General features: G+C 70.6%; 2 protein-coding genes. Both read left to right on the top strand.

What is annotated here, in order from left to right; translation table 11 throughout:
* The first annotated feature begins 33 nt into the window (after positions 1-33).
* The gene (locus DMH03_RS23850) at positions 34-22245 is read left to right on the top strand and encodes a non-ribosomal peptide synthase/polyketide synthase (protein ID WP_125794232.1); all 22212 of its coding nucleotides are present in this window, start codon (positions 34-36) and stop codon (positions 22243-22245) included.
* A complete protein-coding gene (locus DMH03_RS23845; protein WP_007029404.1) occupies positions 22242-22451 on the top strand; it encodes an MbtH family protein in 210 nt (69 codons plus the stop codon). Before DMH03_RS23850 ends, DMH03_RS23845 begins: the two co-directional genes overlap by 4 nt.
* Positions 22452-22511: the final 60 nt, after the last annotated feature.

Below are 22511 nucleotides of genomic sequence, written 5' to 3'. Positions count from 1 at the left end.
CGTTTCACGCTCTTGAACGGTGGAGGCACCCCGATGAACCGCGGCTTTCCCCTGACCCCGGCACAGCAGGGGATCTGGCTCGCCCAGCAGCTCGACCCGGCCGACCCGGTTTACACGATCGGCTGGGTCACGGAGCTTCGCGGCGACGTCGACATCGCCCGGCTGGGTGAGGCCGTTCGGCGGGCGGTCGCGGAGGCGGAGTGCCTGCACGTCACGGTCGGGCTGGAAGGCGACACGCCGGTCCAGCGTCCGGCCGCTCCTGGTGAGGTCGCCGTCCTCGACTTCACCGGCGAACCGGATCCGGAGCGGGCGGCCGACGAGTGGGCGCGGGCCGAACTGGCCGTGGTCGCCGATCTCGCCCGGGGGCCGCTGACCGCGCACACGCTGCTGGTGCTGGCCGCGGACCGGGTCCGCTGGTTCCAGCGCTACCACCATCTGGTGATGGACGCGTATGGGCAGGCCGTCCTGACCCGCCGCGCGGCGGAGCTCTATTCGGGTACCGCCGACGAGGTTTCCTGGCCGCTCTCGGGATTCGTCGAGGCCGACCATGAAGGGCGGGCCGACCGCGCCTACTGGCTCGGCGAACTCGCGGGCAGGCCGAACCCGGTGCGGCTGCTCGGGCGCGCGTCGTCCGGGCAGATCCGGCTGCGACGGCATTCGTGGGAGCTGCCCGCGGCGGAGGCCGGGACGGTGCGGAAGTTCGCGCTCGACGCCGGAACGAGGCTGTCCCGCGTCGCGATCGCCGCGGTGGCGGCCTACGCCCATCGGATGACCGGTGCCGAAGACCTCGTCCTCGGCCTGCCGGTCACCGCGCGCACCACCCGCGCCCTGCGCGAGCAGCCGGGCATGGTGTCCAACGTCCTGCCGCTGCGGCTGACCGTGCGGCCCGAGACGACGCCGGCGCGGCTGGTCGCCCAGGTCGCGGAGAAGGTCTCCGCGCTGCTGGAGCACAGCCGGTACCGTGGTGAGGACCTCGCCCGCGAACTCGGCGCGAGCGGCGGGGTGCACGAACTCGTCGGGCTGAGCGTGAACTACATGGCCGTGGACGGCGAACTCGCGTTCGGCGACGCGAGCGCCACCGTGCACAACCTCGAACTCGGCCCGATCAGCGACGTCGCCATCGCCGTTTACGACGCGGGCGAGGGCCGAGGGCTGCGCTTCGACTTCGACGCGGACGCGAATGTCTCGTCCGACGACGAACTCGCCGAGCACCGCCGCCGGTTCGCCGCGGTGCTGGACGCCCTGGTGGCGGGCCCGGACCTGCCGCTGGCCGTGATCGACCTGCTGTCGGCGGAGGAACGGGCCGGGGTGCTGGAGCTCGGGACCGCGGTCGCGGACTCGCCGGAGGTGTCCTGGCCCGAGGCGTTCGACCGGGTCGTGGCACGGAAACCGGAGGCCGAGGCCGTCGTCTGCGAGGATGTCCGGCTGACCTACGCCGAGGTCGACGCCGCAGCCAACCGTCTCGCCCGGCTGCTGCGGCGACGCGGCGTCGGTGACGAGGACGTCGTCGCCGTGGCGATGCCGCGCTCGGCCGATCTCATCGTCGTGCTCCTCGCCGTCATGAAGGCCGGGGCCGCGTATCTCCCGCTCGACCTCGACCATCCCGAGGATCGACTCGCGTACATGCTCCTCCACGCGGGCGCGAGAATTGTCGTGTCCACAAAGGACGAATCCACGCAGCTGCCGTCCGGTGTGGACGCCGAACGGGTCCTTCTCGACGATCCGGCGATCATCGCCGAACTCGCCGCACTGGACGCGTCCACTGTGGACGTGAGCGGGATCTCGCTGAACCAGGCCGCGTACGTCATCTACACGTCGGGCTCGACGGGGAAGCCGAAGGGCGTGGTCCTGTCGCACGACGGGATCGGCAGCCTGATCAGCACGGCGACCGAACGGATCGGCATCGGCGAGGACAGCCGGGTGGTGCAGTTCGCCTCGACCGGATTCGACGTGACGGTCTGGGATCTGGTCATGTCGCTGTGCGTCGGCGGAACGCTGATCGTGGTGCCGTCGCACCGCCGGGTCGCGGGCGTCGAACTGACCGGCTACATCGCCGGCAACGCGGCGACGCACATGATCCTGCCGCCGTCGCTGGTCGCGGCACTGCCGCCGGAGTGTGAACTGCCGAAGGGCGCGGTGCTGATCGTCGGCACCGAGACCGTCCCGCCGGACCTGATCGCGCGCTGGGCGGAAGACCTGAACGTCGTCGCCGCATACGGGCTGACCGAGGTGACGGTGAACTCGACGTTGTGGGCGGCCGAGCCGGGCTGGACCGGGCCCATCCCGATCGGCGGACCGGACCCGAACACCCGCTGCTACGTCCTCGACACCGCGCTGCGGCCGGTCCCGGTCGGCGTCGAAGGGGAGTTGTACGTCGGCGGACGCGGTCTCGCGCGGGGATACGCCGGACGTCCGGGACTGACGGCGGAACGGTTCGTCGCGGATCCCTTCGCCGGCGGCGGCGAGCGCATGTACCGCACCGGTGACCGTGTCCGCTGGCGCGCGGACGGGAACCTGGACTTCCTCGGCCGCACCGACCATCAGGTCAAGATCCGCGGGTTCCGGATCGAGCCGGGGGAGATCGAGTCCGCGCTCGCCGGATACGCCGGGGTCGACCGGATCGCCGTCGTGCCGCGCGAGGTCAAACCGGGGGACCGGCGTCTGGTGGCGTATGTCGTCCCGGAGGCGGACGGGTCGCCGTCGCTGCTCAAGGAGTTGCGGAGCCACGCGGAATCGGCGCTGCCGCACTACATGGTGCCGTCGGCGTTCGTGGAACTCGACCGGCTGCCGATCATGCCGAACGGCAAACTGGACCGCACCTCGCTGCCCCTGCCCGACTTCGGCGCCGCCGCCACCGGCCGCGCGCCGCGCACCGAGCGGGAACGGATCCTGTGCGACGTCGTCGCGGGGGTCCTCGGGCTGGAGTCGGCAGGCGCGGATGACGACTTCTTCTCCCTCGGCGGCGACAGTATCCTGTCGATCCGGCTGGTGCTGGGCGCGGCGGAACACGGCCTCGCCATCACGCCGCGCCAGGTGTTCCAGCACCGGACTCCCGAGGCGCTCGCCGCCTGCGCGGAAGCCGTGTCTGTCGAGTCCACTGTGGACGAGCGGCCGCTGCTGGCGCTGACCGGCGCCGAACGCGCGGCGCTCGCCGAATACGCCGACGTCCTGCCGGTCACGCCGTTGCAGGAAGGGTTCTTCTTCCACGCGGAGTTCGAAGGCGGCACGGCCGCCGACATCTACACGGTGCAGGAGGTGCTCGACCTCGAAGGGGACGTCGACGCCGACGCGCTGCGCCGATCGGCCCAGGCGCTGCTGGACCGGTACTCGTCGCTGCGGTCGGGTTTCCGGCAGCTCGACGGCGGTCAGGTGGTCCAGACGGTGACCCGGCACGCCGAACTGCCCTGGCGCGAGGTGGCCGCCGATGACGCCGCGGAAGCCTTCGAGGCCGACCGCGCGCGCCGTTTCGACTTCGCCCGGCCGCCGTTGCTGCGGGCGACCTTCACGCGGCTCGGGGAAGATCGCGCCAAGCTGGCGCTCACGTTCCACCACATCATCGCCGACGGCTGGTCGGTCGTGGTGCTGCTCCGCGAACTGCTGGCGGGAAAGGGCACTCCGCTCCCGGAACCCGGCACTCGCACGGACCACCTGCGGCGGCTCGCGGCACGCGATCACGAGGCTGCGCGCGAAGCCTGGCGTGCGGCGTTGTCCGGAGTGGACGAACCCACCCGGCTGATCGAAGGCCGGGACACGGCCGGGCGACGACCGTCGCGGCTGCACCTGAGCCTCGGCGAGCGGGCGACGGCGGAGTTGTCCGCCATGGCACGCGCGCACGGGCTCACCCTCGGCACCGTCCTGCACGGCGCCTGGGGACTCCTGCTCGGCGGGCTCACTGGCCGGGACGACGTGCTGTTCGGCAGCACGGTCTCCGGCCGCGACAGCGGTGCCGCCGGTCTCGAGTCGGCGGTCGGCCTGTACATCAACACGGTGCCGGTGCGGCTGCGCTGGTCCGCGTCCGAAACCGTCGCCACCGTGCTGCGGCGGTTGCAGGACGAGCAAGCGGCCTTGCTGGAGCACCAGCATCTCGGCCTCGGCGAACTGCAGCGGATCGCCGGTGCCGGGCAGGAAGAACTGTTCGACACCCTCGTGGTCGTCGAGAACTTCCCGCGTGACGACGAGCGCGCGTCCGGACCCGTGCGCCTCACCGGCGTCGAGGTCACCGACGCGGTGCACTTCCCGGTCGCGGTGATCGCGACACCGGGGGAAGACCTGGGGTTCAGCCTCAAATTCGACGCCGCCCGGATCGACGCCGTCGCGGCCGGGCAGCTCGCCGAGCGGTTCGCCCGGCTGCTGGAGACGCTGACCGCGAACCCGGGCCTGCCGGTCGCCGCCCTCGACCTCCTCTCACCCGCCGAACGCGGACGTTTGGCCGAACTCAACGCGACCTCGCATCCGGTGCCCGAGCGCACGCTGGCCGAGGCCATCGCCGAGCAGGCGGTCAGGACACCGTCCGCGACGGCCGTGCTGTTCAAGGACACCGAACTGTCCTATGCGGACCTCGACGCCCAGGCGGAGAACCTGGCCCGCCGGCTGCGTTCCCTGGGCGCCGGTCCCGAAGAGGTCGTCGCCGTCGCCGTGCCGAGGTCGGCCGAGCTGATGGTCGCCCTGCTGGGTGTCCTGAAGGCCGGGGCCGCGTACCTGCCGATCGACCTGGACTACCCGGCCGACCGGCTCGAGTACATGCTGGCCGATTCGGGTGCGCGGCTCGTGCTCTCCGAACCAGAGACAGCCGCGCGGATTCCTGCCGTCGCCGGGCTGACACAGGTTTCCGTGACCGGCGAACCCGTCGACGATGTCCCGGGTGTGGCCGCCGGGCCGGACAACACCGCATACCTGATCTACACCTCCGGCTCGACAGGGCGGCCGAAGGGCGTGGCCGTCACGCATCGCGCGATCGTCAACCGGCTCGCGTGGATGCAGCACGAGTACCGCCTCACGGCCTCGGACCGGGTGCTGCAGAAGACGCCGTCGAGTTTCGACGTGTCCGTCTGGGAATTCTTCTGGGCGCTGTGCGAAGGCGCGACGGTGGTGCTGGCCGAACCGGACGGCCACCGCGACCCGGCGTATCTCGCCAGGGTGATCCGGGAACGGGAGATCACCACCCTGCATTTCGTCCCGTCCATGCTCGCCGCGTTCCTGGGCAGCGACGAGGTGACCGGCGACCTGGGCTCGTTGCGTCAGGTGTTCTCCAGCGGCGAGGCGCTGACCGGCGAGATCGCCGCGCGCTGGCGCTCGCTCACCGGCGTCCCGCTGCACAACCTCTACGGCCCGACCGAGGCCGCAGTGGACGTGACCTTCTTCGATGCCACGGGTTTCCAAGGCGCGTCCGTCCCCATCGGACGTCCGGTGTGGAACACGCGGGTGCACGTCCTCGACGGCTGCCTCCGCCCGGTGCCCGACGGCGTGGCGGGCGAGCTGTACCTCGCCGGTGTCCAGCTGGCCCGCGGCTACCACGGGCGGCCGGGCCTGACCGCCGAACGCTTCGTCGCCGACCCGTTCGGCGAACCGGGGCAGCGGCTGTACCGGACCGGTGACCTGGTCCGCCGCCGTGCCGATGGCGAGATCGAGTACCTCGGTCGCACCGACCGTCAGGTGAAGATCCGCGGTAACCGGATCGAACTCGGCGAGATCGAAGCCGTGCTCGCCGCGCAGCCGAAGGTCACGGCCGCCACGGTGGTGGCGAAGGACGGCGCGCTTGTCGGCTACGTCGCCGGTGGCGCGGATCCGGAACGGCTACGGGCCGCCGTCAGCGAGGCCTTGCCCGCCCCGATGGTCCCGCGGGCGTTCGTCGTCCTCGACGAGTTCCCGTTGACCCCCAGTGGAAAGCTCGACGTCCGCGCCTTGCCCGCGCCCGAAGTCGGCGTGCCCGCTGCCGCGCCTGAGAACGACCAGGAACGCGCCTTGGCGCGGATCTTCGCGGACGTCCTCGGCCTGAACACCGTCGGCGCCCACGGCGACTTCTTCCTGTTGGGCGGCGACAGCATCTCGTCGATCGCTGTGTCGAGCCGCGCCCGGCGGGCCGGGTTCGAACTGAGCCCCAAGGACGTTTTCGAGCTCCGGACCCCGGCCGCGCTCGCCGCTTCGGCGACGCCGGTCGAGCCGGAGGCCGACGCCGACGGTGTCGGCGCGCTCTCTCTTCTGCCCGAAATGCTTCGGTTGCGGGACCTCGGTGACGCGGTTCAGCCGGAGTCGGTACTGCTGACCCTGCCGACCGGCGCCGACGTCGCGACCCTCGCCGCGGCCCTGCAACTCGTCCTCGACCGCCACGACGGTCTGCGGCTCGAACTGTCGAAGGTCGCATCGGTGCTGTGGTCGCTCGAAATCCGTCCACAAGGGACGGTTCAGGCGACCGATCTGCTTCGTCACGGGGCGGGGACGCTCGACGACGAGTACGGGGACGCCGTGGGCAGGCTCACGGACAACCTGTTGCAGGCCGTCTGGTTCGACGAGCCGGGCAGGTTGCTCCTGGTGGCGCATCCCGCACTGCTGGACGCCCGGAGCTGGACAACGCTGGCAGCCGATCTCGCGATCGCCTGGCAAGCCGTGACCGGCGGCCATCCGCCGGTGTTCACGCCGGTGAGGAGTTCGCTGCGGACCATCGCCCGCCGGATCACCGAAAGCGCACAGGATCCGGCGCTGCTCGGCGAAATCGAGCACTGGGCCGAGACCTTGGCGCCCGGCTCCGCCGAGATTTCCGGTGACGTCGCCGAACGCCGTGTCACGCTGTCCATCGAGGACACCCGGATGCTCGTCGACTCGCTGCCGTCCACTGTGCACGGAGACGTGACCGACGTTCTTCTGACGGCGTTGAAGGCCGCCGTCGATGGCGATCTCCTCGTCGACCTTCACGGACGCGTGGACGCGGGGGACACTGTCGGCGCGTTGACGTCGGTCCGCCCGGTGCGGATCACCGCGACCGGCGGACCGCTCGCGATGCTCAAGGCCGTCAAGGAGACGGTCCGGAAGACGCCTCAGGGCTACGGTCCGCTGCGTTACCTCAACGCCCAGACCGGGCCGCTGCTCGCCGGGCTCGCGAAGCCGCGGATCGCCCTGCGCTACGACGGCCGGATCCCGGCCGGCGCGGGGGAGTGGCAGGTCGCCGGGCACGCGGCGGTGCCCCCAGCGGGTGACCACGTCCTGCGGATCGGCGTCGCCTGCGAGGAGACCGAGGACGGGCCGAGGTTGACGGCGACGTTCGCCGGCCCGGCCGGAACGCTCGCGGACCGCTGGGTCGCCGCCTTGCGCGAGCTCGCGGCGGTGGACGCGGACGTGCCGGTGGGGCTCACGCCGTCCGACCTCGAACTGGTGTCGCTGACGCAGGAGGAGATCGCGCGCGTCGAGCGGTTCAGCCCGCTGCCGGTCGCCGACGTCTGGCCGCTGTCCCCGCTCCAGGAAGGCCTGTTCTTCCACTCCAGCTACAACTCCGACCGCGTCGACATCTACACGATCCAGGAGGCGATCGACTTCGATCACCGCCTGGATGCCGGCAAGTTGCGCTCGGCGGTGTCCGCGCTGCTCCGCCGGATCCCGAGTCTCGGCGCCGGTTTCACCAGCGAGGGACTACGAGGGCCCGTCCAGTTCGTGGCGGCCGACGTCGAGCCGCCCGTGTCCGAAGTGGACCTTTCGGCGCTGCCCGAAGACGAGCGGCGGGAGCGGCTCGACGAACTGATGGCCGAGGACCGCGCGACGCGGTTCGACCTCGGCACCCCACCGCTGTTCCGCCTGAAGCTGGTCCGGCTCGGGGACGGGCGCGACCGGGTGGTGCTGAACCGGCATCTGCTGCTCTGGGACGGCTGGTCCGCCTGGCTCTTCATCGAGCAGCTGTTCGCGCTGTACGACCTCGGCGGGGACGACCGCACGCTGCCCGCAGCAGGGTCCTATGTGGACTTCCTGCGCTGGCTCGACCGCCAGGACATCGAGGCCGCCACGGGAGCGTGGCGCGAGGCGCTGTCCGGGCTGGCGGAGCCGACCGTCGTCGGTCCGGAGGGCCGGGATCTGGTCCCCGCCACGCCGGTCAACCTGGACACCGTGCTCCCGGCCGACCTGGGCCGCGCACTGCGTGAGCAGGCCAGGCGGCACGGCCTGACCGTCAACTCCGTGCTCAACGCGGCCTGGGGCCTGGTCCTCTCGACGATGACCGGGCGGCACGACGTCGTGTTCGGCGCCGCGGTCGCGGGCAGGCCCGCGGCGGTGCCCGACATCGAGAACACCATCGGCCTGTTCCTCAACACCGTGCCGACCCGGGTGCGGCTCGACGCGGCCGAGTCGGTTCTGGACCTGGTGCGGCGCTTGCAGTCCGAGCGGATGGACCTGACCCCGTACGAGTTCATGAGCCTCGGTGTCCTGCAGCGGGAGGCCGGGCACCGCGTGCTGTTCGACACGCTCTTCGTGCTGCGCAACGCCGACGGTGACGAACGGCGCGACGGACTCCGCCACCGGCACGGCATCACCGGCCTGCTCAACATCGACGCCACGCACTACCCGCTGACCCTGGTGGTCACGCCGGGCGAGGAAATCCGGATCACGCTGTCCTATCGGGACGACGTCATCGACTCGGACGAGGCCGCGTCGGTCTTGGGCCGGTTCACCTCACTGGTCGAGCAGATCGTCGACGACCCGGCGAAACCGGTCGGCGCGCTGGCCACGGTGTCCACTGAGGATCGTGCGGCGCTGGAAGCAGGCTGGGCCGAGGCCGAGCACCCGGTCATCGAGGACACGATCGCCGACCTGCTGGCGGTTCAAGCGGAACGAACGCCGGACTCGATCGCCTTGGTGTTCGGCGAAGAACGTCTGACGTACGCGGAACTCGACGCGCGCATCAACCGGATGGCCCGGTTGCTGCTGGCGAAGGGGGCCGCGCCGGAGCAGGTGATCGCGCTCGGCCTGCCGCGGTCGATCGACATGGTCGTCGCGCTGTTCGCCGTGCTGCGCACCGGCGCGGCGTACCTGCCGCTGGAACTCGACTACCCGGCCGACCGGCTCGCGATGATGCTGGAGGACGCGAGGCCGCTGTGCCTCGTGTCCACAAAGGACGTCTCGGCGACACTTCCCGGCGCCACGCCGCGGGTCCTCGTCGACGACCACGAAGACAGGGCGTTCGGCGGCGGCCCGATCTCCGACGCCGAACGCCCGCTGTTCCCGCGCGGCCGTGCGGACCGCATGGAGCATCCGGCGTACGTCATCTACACCTCGGGCTCCACGGGCAAACCCAAGGGCGTCGTCGCGCCGTACCGCGGCCTGACGAACATGCAGCTCAACCACCAGGGCGCCATCTTCGCCCCGGCCATCGCGTCGGCGGGCGGACGGCGGCTGCGGATCGCGCACACCGTGTCGTTCGCCTTCGACATGTCCTGGGAAGAGCTGCTGTGGCTCGTCGAAGGGCACGAGGTCCACGTCTGCGACGAGGAACTGCGGCGGGACGCGCGGGGGCTCGTGGCGTACTGCGACGAGCACGAGGTCGACGTCGTCAACGTGACGCCGACGTACGCCCATCTGCTGATCGAGGAAGGGCTGCTGGAAGGACACCGGCCCGCGCTCGTGCTGCTCGGCGGCGAGGCGGTGTCGGAGTCGGTGTGGAACCGGCTGCGGGACACCGACGGGACCTACGGCTACAACCTGTACGGCCCCACCGAGTACACGATCAACACGCTCGGCGGCGGCACGACCGACAGCGACACCCCGACCGTCGGCAAACCGATCTGGAACACCCGCGCCTACATCGTCGACGCCTGGCTCCGGCCGGTCCGGGACGGGGTCGCGGGCGAGCTCTACATCGCGGGTGAGGGGCTGGCCCGCGGCTACCTCGGCCGTCCCGGCCTGACCGCCGAGCGGTTCGTCGCCGACCCGTTCGTGCCAGGGGGCGGGCGCATGTACCGCACCGGTGACCTGGTGCGCCGCCGTCCGGACGGGAACATCGACTTCCTCGGCCGCACCGACGACCAGGTCAAGATCCGCGGCTATCGCGTCGAACTCGGCGAGATCGAGACCGCGCTCAGCCGGTACCCCGAGGTCGCGCAGGCCGCCGTCCTCGCGCGGCCCGACCCGTCGGCGCCCGGCCTGCAGCGGCTCATCGGCTACGTCGTCCCTGCCGAGCTGAGCGGGGACGCGCGGGCCGAGGCGGAGGCCGACCAGGTCGGCGAATGGCAGCAGATCTACTCGGACGAGTACACCGAGATCCCGACGGCCCTGTTCACCGAGGACTTCGCGGGCTGGGATTCCAGCTACGACGGTGATCCGATCCCGCTGGAGCACATGCGGGAATGGCGGCAGGCGACCGTCGACCGGATCGCCGAACTGAAGCCGGAACGAGTGCTGGAGATCGGCGTCGGCACCGGTCTGCTGATGGGGCAGATCGCCCCGATGGCGCGGGAGTACTGGGGCACCGACCTCGCCGCGCCGGTGATCGCGAAGCTGAACCGCGAGCTGGAACGGGATCCGGAGCTGGCGGCCAAGGTGAACCTGCGCGCCCAGCCGGCGCACGTGTTCGACGGCCTGCCCGGCGGCCGGTTCGACACCATCGTGATCAACTCCGTCATCCAGTACTTCCCGAGCGTCGACTACCTGACCGACGTCATCACGAAGGCGATCGGCCTGCTCGCGCCCGGCGGCGCGCTGTTCGTCGGCGACGTCCGGAACCTGCGCCTCGCCCGTGCCTTCCACACCGCCATCCAGCTCACCCGCGCCGACGCGACCTCCGATGTCGCCCACGTGCGGCGTGCGATCGAACGCGGTGCCGCGCTGGAGAAGGAACTGCTGATCGACCCGGACTACTTCACCGCGCTCGCGCGGCGGCTTCCGGATGTCGCCGCGCAGGTCCGGATCAAACGGGCCCGGCTGCACAACGAGCTGAGCCGGTACCGCTACGACGCGGTCCTGGTCAAGGCACCCGCCACGACCCTTTCGGTCGCCCAAGCGCCACGTCTGTTCTGGGACGAGGTGGGCTCCCTCTCGGCCCTGGAAGCGCGGCTCTCCGGTGCGGAAACGTTGCGCGTGAGCCGGATCCCGGACGCCCGGCAGGCTCCGGAGGTCGAGGCGACACGCGCCCTGGACGCCGGTGCTCCGCTCATCGACGTCCTCGCGTTGTTCCGTGGCCATGACGGTGTCGAACCGGAGGATGTGCACGAACTCGGTGACCGGCTCGGGTTCCGGGTGTACTGCACCTGGTCGGCCGACGGAGCTTTCGAAGCGGTGTTCGTCCACAAGGGACAGTCGGACTCGCTGGTGACCGGTGTGCATCAGCCCGTTTCGGTCGGCACGAACCTGGCCAAGTACGCCACGAGCCCGACCGCGGCCCGCGGTGGCGGCGAACTGGTGCAACGCCTGCGCGATCGGCTCAAGACGGAACTGCCGGACTACATGGTCCCGGCCGCGTTCGTCACGCTGGGCGCGCTGCCGCTGACCGACAACGGCAAGCTCAACACGCGGGCGCTCCCGGACGCCGATCAGACGGTGCGGCTCGCCGAAAGCCGCCCGGCCGAGACCGCCGAAGAAGAGACGCTGTGCGCGCTCTTCGCCGAGGTCCTCGGACTGGACGGGGTCGGCGTCGAGGACAACTTCTTCGACCTCGGCGGGCATTCGCTGCTCGCCACCCGGTTGATCAGCCGCGCCAGGACCGAACTCGGCGCGGAACTGGCCATCCGTGACCTGTTCGAGGCGCCGACGGTGGCCGAGCTGGCCGCTCGCGCGGGTGCCGGCGAACCGGCGCGGCCGGCGGTGGTCCGCGCCGAGCGCCCCGAACGCGTCCCGCTTTCGGCGGCCCAGCGCAGCCTTTGGCTGGTCGACCGGATGGAAGCGAACGCGGTCGCGTACAACTTCCCGCTGACCTTCCGGTTGCGGGGCGACCTTGATCTCGAGTCACTTCGGCTGGCGCTGGGCGACGTCCTCGGCAGGCACGAAGTCCTGCGGACCGTGTTCATCGAGCACGACGGGGAGCCCTACCAGCGCGTTCTCGACGCGCCCGAGATCCCGTTCGCCGTGGAGGAGTGCGATGAAGCCGGGTTGGCGGTCCGCATCGCCGAGCTCTCGCGGACACCGTTCGACCTGGCACGGGAAATCCCGGTCCGGCTGAGGGTGCTGCGCCTCGGCGACGGCGACCACGTGATCTCGCTGGTCCTGCACCACAGCGCGACCGACGAATGGTCCGACCGTCCGTTCCTGGGCGACCTGACCTCGGCGTATGAAGCCCGGCTCGGCGGCGCGAGTCCCGTGTGGACGGACCTTCTGGTGCAGTACGCAGACTTCTCCTTGTGGCAGAAGGACTTCCTCGACCAGCGCGGCGCCGCCCAGATCGCCTTCTGGGCCGGATCCTTGGACGGTGCGCCGGACGAGCTCACGCTGCCGCTGGACCGCCCGCGTCCGCTCCGGCCGACCGGACGGGGCGGGAAGGTCAAGTCCCGGCTGTCCGGCGAGCTGTCGGCCGCCGTGCGGGACCTGGCGGCGAAAGCCGGGGCGAGCCCGTTCATGGTGCTCCAAACGGCGGTGGCCGCACTGCTGCACCGGACCGGCGCCGGGGACGACATCCCGCTCGGCGCCCCGATCGCGGGACGAACTGACGAACGGCTGGAGCAGCTCGTCGGATTCTTCGTGAACACGCTGGTGTTGCGGACCGACCTGTCCGGCGAGCCGACGTTCGCCGCGCTGCTCGACAGGGTGCGCGAGGCGGATCTCGCCGCGTTCTCGCACGGCGACCTGCCGTTCGAGCGTGTCGTGGAGGAGCTGAACCCGCCCCGGGTGACGGGCCGCAACCCGCTGTTCCAGGTGATGGTGGGCTACCACCGGCAGAGCGACGCGCACGACGTGCTCGGGCTGCCCGCCGAGTGGTTCGAGATGGACACCGGTATGGCGAAGTTCGACCTGCACTTCACGATGGTCGACGGCGGGGACACCGCCACGCTGATGCTGGAATACGCCGAGGATCTCGCCGACGAGTCGACGGCCGAGCGGCTGCTCACCCGCCTCACTTCGCTGCTGGAGCAGGTCACGGCCGAACCGGACCGGTCCGTCGCGGCGCTCGACGTCCTCGTCGGTGATGAGCTCGCGCGGGTGACCGAGTGGAACCGCACGGCTCGTGAGGTCTCGGTCGCGACCCTGCCGGTGCTGTTCGAGGCGCAGGTGGCGCGGACACCGGACGCTCTTGCCGTGGTGTTCGAAGGCACTGAGCTTTCGTACGCGGAGTTCAACGCGCGCGCGAATCGGCTGGCACGGTGGCTGGTCGAGCGGGGCGTGGGTGCGGAGTCGGTGGTGGCGGTGTCGCTGCCGAGGTCGATCGATCTGGTCGTCGCGCTGTACTCCGTGCACAAGGCTGGGGCGGCGTATCTGCCGCTCGACACGGACTACCCGGCCGACCGGCTGGCGTTCATGCTCGACGACGCGTCGCCCGCCGTGGTTCTCGATACTTTGCCTGATCTCGATGGCTACTCCGTTGAGAACTTGGGTCGCGTCGTGGATCCGTCGTTTCCGGCGTATGTGATCTACACGTCGGGTTCGACCGGTCGTCCTAAGGGTGTCGTGGTACCGCACTCCGGCATCGTGAACCGGTTGTTGTGGATGCAGGACGAGTACGGTCTGGCGGCGGATGATCGGGTGTTGCAGAAGACGCCGTCGAGTTTCGATGTGTCGGTGTGGGAGTTCTTCTGGCCGCTCATCACCGGAGCGACGCTGGTGGTCGCCAAACCCGAGGGACACAAAGACCCGGCGTACCTCGCGGAGCTGATCCGTACCGCCGGGATCACCACCGTCCACTTCGTCCCGTCGATGCTCGCGCTGTTCCTGGAAACGGCGGAGTGCGCGGGATTGCGGCGGGTGATTTGCAGTGGCGAGGCGCTGCCGTCCGAACTGGCCGCTCGCGTGGATGTCCCGCTGTACAACCTCTACGGCCCGACCGAAGCGTCCGTCGACGTGACGGCGTGGCGGGCCGACGCCGAGACGACACCCTCCGTCCCGATCGGACGTCCGGTGTGGAATACGCGGACGTACGTGCTGGACGCACGGCTGAACCCGGTCCCGCCGGGTGTCCCCGGTGAGCTCTACCTCGCCGGTGTGCAGCTCGCTCGCGGGTACCTGGCCAGGCCGGGGTTGACCGCCGAGCGGTTCGTCGCCGACCCGTTCGGCGGCCCGGGGGAGCGCATGTACCGCACCGGGGACCTCGCGCGCTGGTCCGCCGACGGCGTCCTCGAATTCCTGGGCCGGGTCGACGACCAGGTCAAGATCCGCGGTTTCCGGGTCGAACTCGGTGAGGTCGAAGCGGCGCTGACCGCGTCCGGATCCGTCACGCGTGCCGTGGTCGTCGCCAGGGAAGACCGGTTGGTGGCCTACGTCGTCGGGGCCGTGGACGGGCTTCGTGAGGCAGTGGCGACGAAGCTTCCGGAGCACATGGTGCCGTCGGCGTTCGTCGTGCTCGACGAGATCCCGCTGACCCCGAACGGCAAACTCGACCGCAAAGCACTCCCAGCTCCCGAGTTCGCGGCCGCCGAAGGCCGTGCACCGCGGAACGCCAGGGAAGAAGCCCTGTGCGCGTTGTTCGCCGATGTGCTCGGCGTGGAACAGGTCGGGATCGATGACGGGTTCTTCGCGCTCGGCGGGCATTCGCTGCTGGTGATGCGCCTGGTCAGCCGGATCTCGGCCGCACTGGACGCCACCGTGTCGGTCCGCGACGTCTTCGACGCCCCCACCGTCGCGGCGCTGGCGGAACGGCTTACCGACCCCTCGGACCGGCCGGCCTTGAGCGCCGGGAACCGTCCGGAAGTCTTGCCGCTTTCGCCCGCGCAGCAACGGTTGTGGTTCCTGTACCAGCTCGAAGGGGTCACGCCCACCTACAACATCCCGCTCGCCTGGCGTCTGCACGGCGAGCTGGACACGGAGGCGCTGCGCGCGGCGATCGGCGACCTCGTCGAGCGGCACGAACCGCTGCGGACCGTGTTCGCCGAGGAGGGAGGCGTCGCGGCGCAGCGGATCTTGGCCGACGCACGTCCGGAGGTCCGCTTCGAGGACGCGGGTGACCTCCCCACGCAGTTGTCCGCCGAAGCCGGCCGCGGATTCGCCCTCGACGCGGAACTCCCGATCCGGGCCACGGTCTTCACCGTGTCCGCTCGGGAACACGTCCTCCTGCTGGTGATCCATCACGTGGCGACGGACGAGTGGTCACAGGGACCGCTGATGGCCGACCTCGCGACGACCTACGAGGCGCGTCTGGCCGGAGTCGCTCCACAGTGGACGGAACTTCCGGTCCAGTACGCAGACTACGCCTTGTGGCAACGCGAACTGCTCGCCTCGACGGCCTCCGGGCACCTCGAGTTCTGGCAGGAAGCACTGGCCGACCTGCCCGACGAACTGGCTCTGCCTTCGGACCGGCCCCGGCCGGCCGAGTCGAGCCACCGCGGCGGTCTCGTCACCTTCCCGATCGACGGCGGGCTCACCGAGCGCCTGCGTGCGGTCGCCCGGCGGCACGACGTCAGCATGTTCATGCTGGCACAGGCCGCGGTCGCGGCACTGCTGCACCGGCTCGGGGCCGGGGACGACATCCCCCTCGGCGCGCCGAGTTCCGGCCGCGTCGACGAACGGCTGGAGCCGCTGATCGGCTTCTTCGTGAACTCGCTCGTGCTGCGCACCGACCTGTCGGGCGACCCGGCGTTCGGCGACCTGCTCGCCCGGGTGCGCGCGACGGACCTCGCCGCCTTCGAACACCAGGATCTGCCGTTCGAGCGCCTGGTCGACGCGGTCAACCCGGAACGCTCACTGGCCAGGCACCCGTTGTTCCAGGTGATGGTGGTCTACCTGCCCGAATCGGGCGAGGGGCTGGAACTGCCCGGTCTTCGTGCGGTTCAGGAGGACTTCGCACAGGGCGTCGCGAAGTTCGATCTCGAATTCGGATTCCTGGAGAACAGCGACGGGATCTCGGGCGCGATCGAGTACAGCGCCGACCTGTTCGACCACGCCACGGCCGAATCGATCGCGCGGCGGCTGGTCGCCGTTCTGGACCAGGTGGCCGCCGATCCGGCGATCCCGCTCGGCGAACTCGACATCCTCGGCGAGGACGAACGCACGCTGCTCGAGCGTTGGAACGACACCGCGCACGACGTTCCGCCGGTGACGTTGCCGGAGTTGTTCGAGGCGCAGGTGGCGCGGACTCCGGACGCTTCCGCCGTGGTGTTCGAAGGCTCGGAACTCTCGTACGCCGAGTTCAACGCACGGGCGAATCGGCTGGCGCGATGGTTGGCCGAGCAGGGTGTGGGTGCGGAGTCGGTGGTGGCGGTGTCGCTGCCGAGGTCGATCGATCTGGTCGTCGCGCTGTACTCCGTGCACAAGGCTGGGGCGGCGTATCTGCCGCTCGACACGGATTATCCGGCCGACCGGCTGGCGTTCATGCTCGCAGACGCGTCACCCACGGTAGTGCTTGATACGTTGCCTGACGTTGATGGCTACTCCGGAGAAAATCTGGGCCGTGTCGTGGATCCGTCGTCTCGGGCGTATGTGATCTATACGTCGGGTTCGACGGGTCGTCCTAAGGGTGTGGTGGTGCCGCATTCCGGCATCGTGAACCGGTTGTTGTGGATGCAGGACGAGTACGGTCTGGCGGCGGATGATCGGGTGTTGCAGAAGACGCCGTCGAGTTTCGATGTGTCGGTGTGGGAGTTCTTCTGGCCGCTCATCACCGGCGCCACACTGGTGGTCGCCAAACCGGACGGCCACCGCGATCCGGCGTATCTCGAAGCGCTGATCCGGGACCAGCGGATCACGACCCTGCACTTCGTCCCGTCGATGCTGGAAGCGTTCCTCGCCGAAGAGCCGGGATGGCACGGCGTCCGCCGGGTCCTGTGCAGTGGCGAGGCGCTGCCGCCGGAACTGGCGGCCCGAGCCGGCGTCCTGCTGCACAACCTCTACGGGCCGACCGAGGCTTCGGTGGACGTGACCTCGTGGGAGGTCGTCGATGACACCGTCCCCATTGGACGTCCGGTGTGGAACACCCGCGTCCACGTACTGGACGCCAGGCTCCGGCCGGTTCCGCCGGGCGTGGCCGGCGAGCTGTACCTCGCGGGTGCGCAACTCGCGCGCGGCTACCTCGGCCGGGCCGGGCTGACCGCCGAGCGGTTCGTGGCGAACCCGTTCGCCGCGGGGGAGCGCATGTACCGCACGGGCGACCTCGCGCGATGGCGTGCCGACGGCGCGCTCGAGTACCTCGGCCGCGCCGACGATCAGGTCAAGCTGCGCGGGTTCCGGATCGAGCTGGGCGAGATCGAGTCCGTGCTCTCCGCACGGGTTGTCCTGCGGGAGGGCAGGCTCGTCGCCTACCTGACCGGCGCGGCCGACGTCGAAGAGACCCGGCGGCTGGCCGAGGCCGCTTTGCCGGAGTACATGGTGCCGTCGGCGTTCGTGGTGCTGGACGAGTTCCCGTTGACACCCAACGGGAAGCTCGACCGCAAGGCGCTGCCCGCGCCGGACTTCGCCGTCGCGGTCACCGGCGACGCCCCGCGCACTCCGCGCGAAGAACTGCTGGCGTCGCTTGTCGCCGGTGTGCTCGGGCTGGAGAAGGTCGGCGTCCACGACGACTTCTTCCGCCTCGGCGGTGACAGCATCGTCGCGATGCAGCTGGTCGGCCGGGTGCGGAGCGCCGGGCTGCTGCTCAGCCCGCGTGACGTCTTCCGGCATCGGACCGTCGCGGCGCTGGCCGAGGTCAGTTCGGTGCGGCTCGACGCGCCCGCACCGGCGAACCGCAAGCACTTGGTGGAGCTCGAAGCGGGCGAACGCGCCGAGATCCTCGACGTCGCGCCGGACACGGCCGAGGTGTGGCCGCTGACGCCGTTGCAGGCAGGGTTGCTCTTCCACGCGACGATGGACGGCGACGGACCCGACGTCTACACCGTCCAGGTGTCCTTCGATCTCAACGGCCCGCTCGATCCGGTGCGGCTGCGCGAGGCCGCTCAGTCCCTCGTGGACCGGCACGCCGTCTTGCGCACCGGCTACCGCTATCTCGCCTCCGGTCGTCCGGTCGCGCTGGTGGCGCGTTCGGTCACGGTTCCTTGGCGTTTCGTGGACTCGGCGGGCGATTTCGAAACGGAGATGGCACATGACCGCCGCCGCTTCGATCCGGCGGCCGCGCCACTGCTGCGGTTCCTGCTCCTGGCCTTGCCGGACGGTCGGCACCGGCTGGTGTTCACCCACCAGCACGTCCTGCTCGACGGCTGGTCGGTCCCGCAACTGTTCGCCGAGCTGTCCCAGCTCTACGCCGGTGCCGACGCGGCGCCGTCACGGCAGTACCGCGACCATCTCGGCTGGCTCGCGGAGCAGGACCGGGAGGCGGCGGAAGCCGCTTGGCGGCAGGCACTCGACGGGCTCACCGAGCCGACGCACTTCGTCCCGCAGGACCCGCAGCGGATCCCGGCTCTGCCGGAGCGGTTGTCGCTGGAACTGCCGGAGCAGGCGACCGAGGCACTGGCCGGCCTGGCCCGCTCGCGTGGTCTGACGCTGAACACGCTGGTCCAGACGGCGTGGAGCATCGTGCTCGGCAGGCTGACCGGCCGATCGGACGTCGTGTTCGGCGCGACGGTCGCCGGCCGCCCGCCGGAACTGGCCGGGGTCGAGCGGATGCTCGGCCTGTTCATCAACACGATCCCGGTGCGGATCGTGCTCGACCCGGCCGAGAAGCTGGGTGCACTCCTCGACCGGGTCCAGGACGGACAGTCCGCATTGCTGGCGCACCAGCACTTCGGGCTCGCCGACATCCAGCGTGGCGCCGGGCTGGGGGAGCTTTTCGACACGCTGATGGTGTTCGAGAGCTACCCGGGCGCGGACGAGGACGAAACCGGTGCCGGGCTGCGCGGGGAGATCGTGCGCCACGAGGACTCGACGCACTATCCGCTCACCTGGGCGGTGGAGCCCGGCGCGCGGCTGAAGCTCACGGCCGAGTACCGCTCCGACCTGTTCGACGCGGGCCTGCCGGAACGGCTTCCGGCCGCGATGGAGCGGGTGCTCGCCGCCATGGTGTCCGATGTGGACGCCCCGGTCGGCAGGGTCGACATCCTGACCGAGGCCGACCTCGACCTGATCGTCCGCGAGTGGAACGGGACGGCGCTCGCCGTCGAACCGTCCACTGTGGCCGGTTTGTTCGAAGCGCAGGTCCGGCGTTCGCCCGGCGCGACGGCGGTGGTGTCCGGTGAGGTCGCCTTGACCTTCACCGAGCTGAACGAACGCGCCAACCGGCTCGCCAGGGCGCTGGTCGCCCACGGCATCGGCCCGGAGGACTTCGTCGCCTTGGCGCTGCCGCGTTCGGCGGACGTGCTGCTGGCGATCCTCGCGGTCCACAAGACGGGAGCGGCGTACCTGCCGCTCGACCCGGACTACCCCGTCGAACGGCTGGCCGCGATGCTCGCCGACGCGCGGCCCAAGGTGATCCTGACCGAACCCGAGCTGCTGGAGTCGTTGCCCCGGACCGAGATCGAGACGCTGGCGCTGTGCGCGCTCGTCACCGAGGACCGGCAGGCGCACGACCTGACCGATCGGGACCGGGTCCGGCCGCTCAGTCCGGAGCATCCGGCGTACGTGATCTACACGTCGGGTTCGACGGGGACGCCCAAGGGGGTCGTCGTCCCGCATCGCGGTGTGGTGAACCTGTTCCACAGCCATCGCGCGACGCTGCACCGGCCCGCGGTCGAGGCCACCGGCAAACCGCACCTGCGGGTCGGGCACGCGTGGTCGTTCTCCTTCGACGCCTCGTGGCAGCCGCAGCTGTGGCTGCTCGACGGGCACGCCGTGCACATCGTGGACGAGAAGACCCGGCGTGATCCGGAGCTCCTGGCCGCGATGATCTCCCGGGACGGCTTCGACTTCATCGAGGTCACGCCGTCGTTCTTCGCACAGATGGCGGAAGCCGGACTGCTCGACGGCGACCGATGCCCGCTGGCCGTGATCGGTGTCGGCGGCGAGGCGGTGCCCGAGAGCCTGTGGCGCCGTCTGGCCACTTTGGACGGCACCGAGGCCTTCAACCTCTACGGGCCGACGGAGTCCACAGTGGACGCGTTGGTCGCGCGGATCGGTGACAGTGAGAAGCCGCTGGTCGGCCGTCCGGTCGCGAACACCCGCGCCTACGTGCTGGACGCGGCGCTGCGGCCGGTGCCGCCAGGGGTCACCGGCGAGCTGTACCTCGCCGGCTCCGGTCTCGCCAGGGGCTACCTCGGGCGGGCGGCGCTGACGTCGGAGCGGTTCGTGGCGGATCCGTTCGGCCCGCCGGGCGCCCGGATGTACCGCACCGGCGACCTCGCCCGGTGGACCGCGGACGGTCGGCTGGACTTCGGCGGCCGCGCCGACGACCAGGCGAAGATCCGCGGCTTCCGGGTCGAACCGGGCGAGATCGAAGCCGTGCTCGAGCGGCACGACGACGTCGCGCAGGCCGTCGTCCTCGTGCGTGAGGATCGCCCGCGGCTCAAGCAGCTGGTGGCCTACGTGGTGTCCACTGTGGATCACGCGGACCTGCGGCGGTTCGCGGCCGAGACGTTGCCGGAGTACATGGTCCCGGCGGCGTTCGTCGCGCTCGACGCGCTTCCCGTGTTGTCCAACGGGAAACTGGACCGCAAGGCGCTGCCCGCGCCGGACTACTCGGAGCTGGCCGGTGGCAGGGCGCCGGAGACCCCGCTGGAGAAGACGTTGTGCGGGCTCTTCGCGGAAGTGCTCGACGTGCCGGAACTCGGCGCCGACGACGACTTCTTCGCTCTCGGCGGGGACAGCATCGTCGCGATGCGGCTGGTCAGCCGGGCTCGCGCGGCCGGGCTGAAAATCACGCCGCACGAGGTGTTCGCGCGCCGGACCGTCGCGGCGCTGGCCGAGGTCGCCGAGAGCCTGGCGGCCGACGACGTCATCGTGCCGACGCCGATCATGCACGCGCTGCGCGAACTGGGCGGGCCGATCGACGGCTATCACCAGGCGGCGTTGCTCCAGACGCCGTCCGGGATGACCGGTGAGCAGCTGAAGGCCGTGCTCGGCGCCGTCGTCGCACGGCACGACATGCTGCGCGCGCGGCTCGACCGGTCGGTGGACGGCTGGGCGCTCCGCGTGGCCGAATCCGTTGACGTCCGCGTCGAACGCGTCGAGGTCGAAGGTGATCTGTTCGCTCTGATCGAGCGACATGCGGAGCCGACTCGCGCGAGGCTCGACCCGGACGCAGGCGTGATGGTGAGCGCGACGTGGTTCGACGCGGGATCGTCGGGATCGGGCCGGTTGCTGCTGATGATCCATCACCTGGCGGTCGACGGTGTCTCTTGGCGGATCCTGTTACCGGATCTCGCTTCCGCGTGGGACGCGGTCGCTCTCGGCCGGACGCCCGAACCGTCCCCAGTGGACACTTCGTTCCGGCGATGGTCGGAAGTACTGTCCACACAGGACCGGGAGGGCGAACTAGGCCGGTGGAAGTCCGTGCTGGGCGGCGGGGATCCGCTCCCGCTGGACCGGCCGCTCGACCCCGCGCGGGACGTGCAGGGAACCGTGAAGAAGGTGTCGCTGACCCTGCCCGCCGAGCGGACGGCCCCGCTCCTGTCCCGTGCGACCATCAACGACGTCCTGCTCACCGGCCTCGCGCTCGCCGTCACCCGGTGGCGCCGGGACGGGGGGCAGGCGGTGCTGGTCGACGTCGAGGGCCACGGCCGCGAGGAGGAACTCGCCCGTGGTGCGGATCTTTCGCGGACGGTCGGCTGGTTCACCACCGTCGTCCCGGTATGTCTCGACCTCGGCGACCTCGACCTGGACGACGCGTTCGCGGGCGGAGCCGCCGCCGGTATCGCGCTCGAGCGGGTCCGGGCACACCTCGACGGGCTGCCGGACGGCGGCATCGGGCACGGTCTGCTCCGGTACCTCGACCCGCGCACCGGTCCCGAACTCGCCGAGTTCGCGAAGCCGCAGATCGAGTTCAACTACCTGGGCCGGATCGGCGTCCCCGAGGCGACCGACTGGTCGTACGCGGCGGAGGCCGAAGCCGCCGAACTCGGCGCGGACGACGGGATGCCCGTCTCGCACGCGCTGACGATCAACGTCCTGGCCGAGGACCGCCCCGGCGGCCCCGAACTGGCCGCACACTGGTCGTGGCCGGAGGCCGTGCTGACCGAAGAGTCGGTGCGGGAACTGGCGGAGGGCTGGTTCCTCGCGCTCGACGCGCTCACCCGCCGGGCTGATTCACCGGCTGTACAGAAGGAGAACAAGGAATGACGAACCCGTTCGAGAACCCCGACGGCACGTACCTCGTGCTGGTCAACGACGAGGGCCAGCACAGCCTGTGGCCCGAGTTCGTCGAGGTCCCGGCGGGCTGGACCACGAAGTTCGGCCCGGCCTCGCGTCCGGAGTGCCTCGAGTACGTCGAGACCAACTGGACCGACCTCCGTCCCGCTTCGCTAGTCAAGGCCATGGAGTCCTGACCCGCTTCGTTCCGTGAAGGCCTCCTTGAGGGACCCAGAGTCCCTCAAGGAGGCCTTCAC

Source organism: Amycolatopsis sp. WAC 01376 (genome assembly GCF_003947415.1).
Classification (GTDB): Bacteria; Actinomycetota; Actinomycetes; order Mycobacteriales; family Pseudonocardiaceae; genus Amycolatopsis.
This window is presented reverse-complemented; position numbering and strand designations above follow the sequence as displayed.